A 7,639-nucleotide genomic window follows, 5' to 3' on the forward strand; every position below is an offset into this window, starting at 1 on the left:
GGGGGCTGCTTTTCTTTAAACCAGATAGTTGAAGAACAGCGCCGCCACGGAGGTCAGAATGCCGCACAAGCCGATGGCAAGTCCGCTCATGGCCCCCTGGGTCTCGCCCATTTCCAGCGCCTTGGCCGTACCCACAGCATGGCTGCACGCACCGATGCCCAACCCCACTGCCAGCGGATCCCGGATGCGGAAGAGTTTGACCAGGAAGGGGGCAATGAGATTGCCCAGAATACCGGTGATGATCACCGCCGCCACCGTGATGGCAACCATACCGTTCTGGCCCTCGGACACCGCCACGGCGATGGGGGTGGTGACGGACTTGGGCAGCAGAGAGACGGTCATATCCCGATCCAGCCCGAACAGGCGGCACATGATCAGGATGCTGCCCACGGAGGTCACAACGCCCACCAGACAGCCCACCAGCACCGGCAGCCAGTTCTTTTTCAAAAGGTCGATCTTGGAATAGATGGACACCGCCAGGCACGCGGTGGCCGGTCCCAGGAACATGTTGATGATGCTGCCGCCCTGGTTGTAGTCGTCATAGGGAATGTGAAACACCGCCAGAATGGCGATCAGCAGCCCTACGGCAATGATCATATTGTTGCAGATCACAAGGCCCGTCTTTTTCTGGATCTTCACGCCCACCCAGTACACCAGCACCGTCAGGGCGATGCCGAAGGACGGAGATGCATACAGCTCGCTCATTACACGGCCTCCTTTCTTCTTTGCAGCAGCTTCCGGGTCAGCTGGACCGCCGCCGCAGTAGCGCCGTAGGTCAGCACGGTAGACACCACACAGATGGTGAAAAATGCTCCTGCGTGCTGAAAGATCACGTCAGCGTAGTTGATGATGCTGCCGGCCGCCGGCACAAAGAAAAACCCCAGATTTCCCAGCAGGAAATCCGACTTTTCCCGGATGTGGTCCACCCGGATCACCCGCGTCAGCAGCAGCAACAGCAACAGAAGCAGGCTGATGACACTGGCAGGAAACACAAAGGGAAGCGCCTCCTCTATGCACTCGCTCACCCAGGTCAGGCCGAACAAAATGCCCACCTGAATCAGAATTTTCAAAATACATTCGCCACCTTTTTCACGAAGTCTTAACCCACATTGTACGGTCGTCCCCCTCCATTGTCAAAGCAAACCGTATGCGCAAAATCACTTTTGTAAATACAGACAAGGTCCCTCCCCGGAATGGGGAGGGACCTTGTCTCTTTTACCATTTAAAACGGAAGATTCCGCCGCAGTTCCGCCCGGAAATCCGGGTGTGCGATCTCGATGAGGGCCTTGGCACGCTCCAGTGTGCTCTTATACTTCAGGTCTGCCACGCCGTATTCCGTGACCACATACTGCACCCAGGTCCGCGGTGTGGTGACCACGCCGCCGGGCGTCAGCTGGGGCAGGATCTTGGAGTGGAGCTGGCCCGCCTTGTCCCGGTAGCAGGAGCGCAGGGCGATAATGCTCCGCCCGTCCTTGGACCACTGGGAGCCGATGACCCACTCCAGCTGGCCGCCGGTACCGGAGTACTGCCGGGGACCAATGGTCTCACTGTTGACCTGGCCGGTGAGATCCACCTCCATGGCGTTGTTGATAGAGACCACATGGTCGTTTTTGGCAATGTTGCGGGGATCATTGATCCAGCAGATCTCCTTCTGGCAGAAATCCGGGTTGTTGTGGCCGAAGGCCCACAGCTCCCGATCTCCCACAAACTGGGCACAGGCCGTGCGGCCGGTACAGGTCGTCTTGCGGCTGTTGTTCACCACGCCCTTTTTCATCAGCTCCATCACGCAGGAGGTCAGCACCTCCGTCTGGATGCCCAGATCCCGCTTTCCTGCGTAGGCCAGATTCTCTCCGATGGCGTTGGCAAGGCCGCCCAAACCAAACTGCAGGCAGTCGCCGTCGTGGACCATGTCCGCGATGTAGCCGGCGATCTTCCTATCCGTCTCATCCCCGGCGGCAGAGAAAGACTCCACCAGCGGGCCGCTGGTCTCGATGATGCCGTCCACCTCCGAGACATGGAGACGGGTATGGTTTTCCCCGTCGCTTGCAAAGGAGGGCAGCTCCGGGTGGATCTCCACCAGTACCAGCTCACACTGCTCCAGCACCCGCCGGTCCAGCAGCGTGCCCCAGATGGAGCGGCTCATCCAGCCGTCCTCATCCGGCGGGGAGCAGGTCAGAACCGTCACCCGGGGATGGCGGGCCGCCAGCCAGGCAGGCGTCTGGCCCAGGTTCACCGGAGCAAAGTGGATATTCCCCTGGCCCACCCAGGCCCGTTCCTCTCCGAAAAAGTCGGAGTGATAAGATACGTGTTCCGTACAGTCCGGTGCCAGCAGGCAGCTTCCCTTGGGAGCGAAGTGGCTGTCGATCTCCACATGTCCGCCCTCTGCCTTGAGCTTTGCGGCCAATGCCGCATCCACCTCACGGGGCCAGTTGGTCAGCGGCGAAAAGACCAGCACGTCACCGTCCCGGATCTGGGCAGCCGCCTCTTCACCGGTCATCTGAAGCGCCCGGTACTGTGCCCGCCAATCCTGTATCCCGGCGCAGCGCCCCCGGCGGGTTGGGGTCAGGTTTGTCATGTTGCAATTCCTCCTGATTCTTCAGTGTCTCATGGTTGTTTATTGTAGCGCAGTTTTTTCCTCACCGCAATGTCTTTTCCACATTTGAGCAATTAATGACATTTTTTGCGCCGGAATTCACATCTTCTTCATGATTTTTTGCTTGCCTTTCCACAATGACACTGCTATACTGTAGGCGTTCTCGAATACAGAATTACGGAGGTGCACCTTGCAAAAGCGTAGTCATAAATTGCTGGCATCCACTCTGCTGCGAAGTGAAAACGGATTTTCCTCCAAACGGTTCGAACTTGCGTTTCTGTTCGGCTCCTTCCAGCCGGACTGCAATCCCCTGACCTACCTCAAAGGCTCTCTGCGGGCCTACAAGTTCCGGGGACATAACTACTCCAACTCCCAGTATTACATCCAGCGTCAGATCCGCCGTCTCCAGCGCCGCAAGCACTGGACCATGTGGCAGTACTATACCCTGGGAAAGCTTACCCACTACCTGGCGGACGCCTTCACCTTCCCCCACAACGAACACTACCCCGATACGCTCCTGGAGCACCATCAGTATGAGACGGACCTCCGGGCCTATCTGGAGTCCTATCTGGAGCAGCGCACCCTGCGGCGCAAGCAGTTCCGGGAGGACGTGGCCAGCGCTATCGCCCAGCTTCACATGTACTATCAGCAGGCTGCCGCAGATCAGCGAATGGACGTTCAGTACATTCTGGAGGCCACTAGCCTCCTGATGGCGGGCTGCCGCCCGCAGCTGGCCGGTTCCGCGGCCTGATTCGGTGGTTTTTGCCGAAGGCAATCCTATTTCTGCAGGGATTGTTTGGAAGAATTGTCACTTTTCATTTGCACGGTGAAGTGCTATGCTTTAAGCATCTAAAGAGCTTGAAAGGAACTGGACCATGACTGGTATCGCACGCGCAGCTGAATACCGTTACTTTAGCTTTACCTACTTTATGGGTAAGGCTTATTTCGGTTTGGCTGAAAGCGTGTGCGCCTGATGGAAACATGGTCAATGGACCTGTACAGGACGACCCGCAGCCTGACCGGCTGCGGGTCTTTTTTTATCAAACGGAGGAGGAACTATCATGATCGTCATTCTCAAACAAAATCCCAACCGGGACCAGCTGGAAAGTCTCATCTCCTGGCTTCAGGAAAAGGGCATCATCATCCACACCAGCATCGGTGAGGCCCACACCATCCTGGGATTGGTGGGCGACACTTCCAAGCTGGACATTGACCTGATCGCCGCGCTGGACATCGTGGAGGACGTCAAGCGGGTCCAGGAGCCCTACAAGAATGCCAACCGCAAGTTCCACCCCGAGGACACCGTGGTGAAGGTGGGCAACACCCAGATCGGCGGCGGCAATCTGACCCTCATGGCAGGCCCCTGCTCCGTGGAGAGTGAGGAGCAGGTGGTGGCCATCGCCAAGGCCGTCAAGGCCAGCGGCGCCACCATGCTCCGGGGCGGTGCCTTCAAGCCCCGCACCTCTCCCTACTCCTTCCAGGGCCTGGGCGCCACAGGCCTGGAGTATTTGAAGGTGGCCAAGCAGGAGACGGGCCTCCCCATCGTCACGGAGCTGATGGACCTGAGCCAGCTGCCCCTCTTCAAGGACGTGGACGTGATCCAGATCGGCGCCCGGAACATGCAGAACTTCGACCTTTTGAAAGCCGTGGGCCATCAGGACAAGCCCGTCATGATCAAGCGGGGCATGTCCGCCACCTATGAGGAGTGGCTCATGAGCGCCGAGTACGTCATGGCCGGCGGCAACGAGAACGTCATCCTCTGCGAGCGGGGCATCCGCACCTTCGAGTCCTACACCCGCAACACCCTGGACCTGGCGGCCATCCCGGTTCTTCGCAAGCTGACCCACCTGCCCATCATCATTGATCCCAGCCACGCCACCGGCAAGAGCTGGCTGGTGGAGCCTCTGGCCATGGGCGCCGTGGCCACCGGCTGCGACGGTCTCCAGATCGAGGTCCACAACGACCCCGCCCACGCATTGTGCGACGGTCCCCAGTCCCTCAAGCCCGAGGTGTTCGACGCCCTGGCCAAGAAGCTCTTGAAGCTCCACGCCGCCGTCAAGGAACTGGAGGCATAAGATGATCGTTGGCATCGTCGGCCTGGGCCTCATCGGCGGGTCCATGGCCAAGAGTATCAAAAGCCGCACCGCCCACACCGTCTATGGCACGGACCTGAACGCTGAGACCATGACCATGGCCCGGATGTGCGGCGCCATGGACGCCCCCCTGACGGCGGAGAACCTGCCGGAATGTGACCTGGTGCTGGTAGCCATCCGGCCCGGCGCCGCCGTGGAGTGGGTGCGGCAGAATGCTCCCCACATCGCCAAGCGCGCCATTCTGGTGGACCTGTGCGGCGTCAAACGCACGGTAGTGGAAGCCATCACCCCTATCGCTGAGGAATACGGCTTTGCCTATATCGGCGGCCACCCCATGGCAGGCCGGGAACGGGGCGGCTTCCCCGCCGCCACCGATGATTTGTACGTAGGCGCCTCCATGATCCTCACCCCCGATGCCCGCACGGACATGCAGCTGCTGGAGACGCTGAAGGCCTTCTTCCTGGACATCGGCTTTGCAGGCCTCACCTTCTCCACGCCGGAAGAACATGACCGCATCATCGCCTTCACTTCCCAGCTGGCTCACATCACCTCCAGTGCCTATGTCAAGTCGCCGGAGGCCCAGAAGCGCCGGGGCTTCTCCGCCGGCAGCTTTCAGGATATGACCCGGGTGGCACGGCTGGACGAGGACATGTGGACGGAGCTGTTTCTGGACGATGCCGACTACCTCACAAGCGAGTTGGAAGTGCTGGTGGGACACCTCACCGAGTACCTGGACGCTCTGAAGGCCCGGGATGCTCAGCGGCTGCGGGCCCTTTTGAAAGAAGGCAGGGAGCTCAAGGCCACCGCCGGCGGCAACTGACCGCCGCGCATCCTCACCCACACATTATATATAAAAGGAGTTTTTCCCATGTCCGACTCCATTCAAACCATTCCTGTCCGCACCGTCCCCGGCTACACCGTCTCCATTGGCCCCGGCCTGCTGACAAACTGCGGCCAGCGGCTGCGGGAAGTGCTGAGCCCCTGTCGGATGGCAGTCATCGCCGACAGCACCGTGGGTCCCCTCTACGCCCCCACCGTCACCGCCAGCCTCACTGCCGCCGGATTTTCCGTCTGTTCTTACCTGTTCCCCGCAGGCGAGACCCACAAGAATCTTACCACCCTCTCTGAGATTCTGGAGTTTCTGGCCCGGGAGCATCTGACCCGCTCCGACTGCGTGGTGGCCCTGGGCGGCGGTGTGGCCGGAGACATGGCGGGCTTTGCCGCCGCCGTGTACCTTCGGGGCATCCGCTGTGTGCAGCTGCCCACCACGCTCCTTGCCGCCGTGGACTCCTCCGTGGGCGGCAAGACCGCCATCGACCTTGCCGCCGGGAAAAACCTGGCCGGGGCCTTTCTGCAGCCCGCCGCCGTACTGTGCGACACCGATTGCCTGGGAACCCTCCCGCCGGACGTCTTTGCCGACGGCGCCGCCGAGGCCATCAAAACCGGGGTTCTCTGTGATGAATCCCTCTTTGCCCTCTTTGAGGACGGCACCCTCTCCGCCGACCCGGCGGAGGTCATCGCCCGGTGCGTTGCCTACAAGGCCGGCGTGGTGGAGCGGGATGAAAAGGAGCAAAATGAGCGGCGCCTGCTGAACCTGGGTCACACTGTGGGCCACGCCATCGAAAAGTGCAGCGGCTATGCCATCCCCCACGGCCACGCCGTGGCGGCAGGCCTGGCCGTCATCGCCCGGGCAGCAGAGGCCCTGGGCTGGACGGAGCAGCCCATTGCGGCCCGGATCGCCGCCTGCCTCACAAAAAACGGCCTCCCCATCGGCACGGACTACGCCGCCGAAGCCCTGACCCAGGCGGCCCTCTCCGACAAGAAGCGGGCCGGGGAGTCCATCACGCTGGTGATCCCCCGGCGCATCGGCGAGTGTGAACTCCGCAAACTGCCGGTATCGGAACTGCTGTCCGTCATCCGGGCAGGATTGGAGGCGTAAATGGACATTCAGATCACTCCCCACCTCCTCTCCGGCACTGTGACACCGCCCCCCAGCAAGTCTCAGACCCACCGGTTGCTGATCGCCGCCGTTCTGGCCACCGGCACCAGCACGGTGAAGAACATTGCGTTTTCTCAGGATGTGGAGGCCACCCTCCGGTGCCTCACCGCCCTGGGGGGCAGCTGGAAACAGACTGCCCCCGGTACCTTGGAGATCACCGGCATCGGCGGTCTTCCCCGCCAGGCCCGGACATTGCTGCCCCATCTGGACTGCGGCGAATCCGGCTCCACCCTGCGCTTTTTCCTCCCCATTGCCCTGGCGGTGGCGGGAGGCGGCGTCTTTACCGGCCATGGACGGCTGATGGAGCGGCCCCAGGGACCCTACTTCGACCTCTTCCGGGAGGAGGGAATCTCCTATGAACAAAAAGACGGCACCCTCACCGTACAAGGCACCCTGAGGCCGGGGGAATACCATCTCCCCGGCAATGTCTCCAGCCAGTTTTTTACAGGACTCCTCTTCGCCCTGCCGCTGCTGGAGGGCCCCAGCCAGATCGTCCCCACCACCCCGGTGGAGAGCTGGGACTACATCCGGATGACCCTGGACGCGCTGGCAAGCGCGGGGATCGCGGTGCCGGAACCCAAGTGCGGCGGTGTGTTTCAGATCTCCCCCCACCCCTACCGCTCCTTTGACCGGACAGTGGAGGCCGACTGGTCCCAGGCGGGCTTCTGGTACGCGGCCATCGCTCTGGGCTCCCATGTGGAACCGGAGGGGCTGAATGCGTTTTCTGTTCAGGGAGACATGGCTGTGGTGCCCCACTTTCTGCGGCTGACCCACCCCGGAGATCTGGACATCGACGTGTCCGGTATCCCGGACCTGCTGCCCCCTCTGGCGGTGATGGCAGCAGTCCGCTCCGGCACCACCCGGTTCGTGAACGCCGCCCGGCTGCGGATGAAGGAGAGCGACCGGCTCTCCACGGTCCGCGCCATGCTGACGGCCCTGGGCTGTCGCTGCCAG

At 61.4% G+C, this 7,639-nt stretch carries 8 protein-coding genes; 5 read left to right on the forward strand and 3 right to left on the reverse strand.

All coding sequences use genetic code 11. The features are described 5' to 3' along the window. Positions 1-15 precede the first annotated feature (15 nt). The 3 genes from QZL67_RS06610 to QZL67_RS06620 form a co-directional block, all read right to left on the reverse strand. On the reverse strand, positions 16-705 hold the full coding sequence (locus QZL67_RS06610; protein WP_022289957.1) for an LrgB family protein: 690 nt from the start codon (positions 703-705) through the stop codon (positions 16-18). Then, positions 705-1,070: a CidA/LrgA family protein gene (locus QZL67_RS06615; protein ID WP_022289958.1), complete on the reverse strand. Its 366-nt coding sequence runs from the start codon at positions 1,068-1,070 to the stop codon at positions 705-707. The genes QZL67_RS06610 and QZL67_RS06615 overlap by 1 nt, the downstream gene beginning before the upstream one ends. A gap of 152 nt (positions 1,071-1,222) precedes the next feature. After that, positions 1,223-2,575, reverse strand: a complete 1,353-nt coding sequence (locus QZL67_RS06620; protein WP_022289959.1) for an acetyl-CoA hydrolase/transferase family protein — start codon at positions 2,573-2,575, stop codon at positions 1,223-1,225. A 208-nt stretch (positions 2,576-2,783) separates the two neighbouring features. Between QZL67_RS06620 and QZL67_RS06625 the strand changes: the two genes are divergently transcribed. From QZL67_RS06625 to QZL67_RS06645, 5 genes are all read left to right on the forward strand, one after another. Continuing rightward, positions 2,784-3,344 (forward strand): zinc dependent phospholipase C family protein, encoded by a 561-nt coding sequence (locus QZL67_RS06625; protein WP_022289960.1) that lies wholly within the window; start codon positions 2,784-2,786, stop codon positions 3,342-3,344. A gap of 310 nt (positions 3,345-3,654) precedes the next feature. Further along, the gene (aroF, locus tag QZL67_RS06630; protein ID WP_022289962.1) at positions 3,655-4,668 is read left to right on the forward strand and encodes a 3-deoxy-7-phosphoheptulonate synthase; all 1,014 of its coding nucleotides are present in this window, start codon (positions 3,655-3,657) and stop codon (positions 4,666-4,668) included. A gap of 1 nt (position 4,669) precedes the next feature. Further along, complete coding sequence (locus QZL67_RS06635) at positions 4,670-5,506, forward strand: prephenate dehydrogenase (RefSeq protein WP_022289963.1); 837 nt, start codon at positions 4,670-4,672, stop codon at positions 5,504-5,506. A 48-nt stretch (positions 5,507-5,554) separates the two neighbouring features. Beyond that, positions 5,555-6,625 carry a 3-dehydroquinate synthase gene (gene aroB, locus QZL67_RS06640; RefSeq protein ID WP_022289964.1) on the forward strand — a complete coding sequence of 357 codons (1,071 nt, stop codon included), beginning with the start codon at positions 5,555-5,557 and terminating at the stop codon, positions 6,623-6,625. Next, on the forward strand, positions 6,626-7,639 hold a 1,014-nt coding region (locus QZL67_RS06645), incomplete at its 3' end, for a 3-phosphoshikimate 1-carboxyvinyltransferase (RefSeq protein WP_292920023.1).

This window comes from Oscillibacter sp. CAG:155 (assembly GCA_000436875.1).
In the GTDB taxonomy this organism is placed as follows: domain Bacteria; phylum Bacillota; class Clostridia; order Oscillospirales; family Oscillospiraceae; genus Oscillibacter.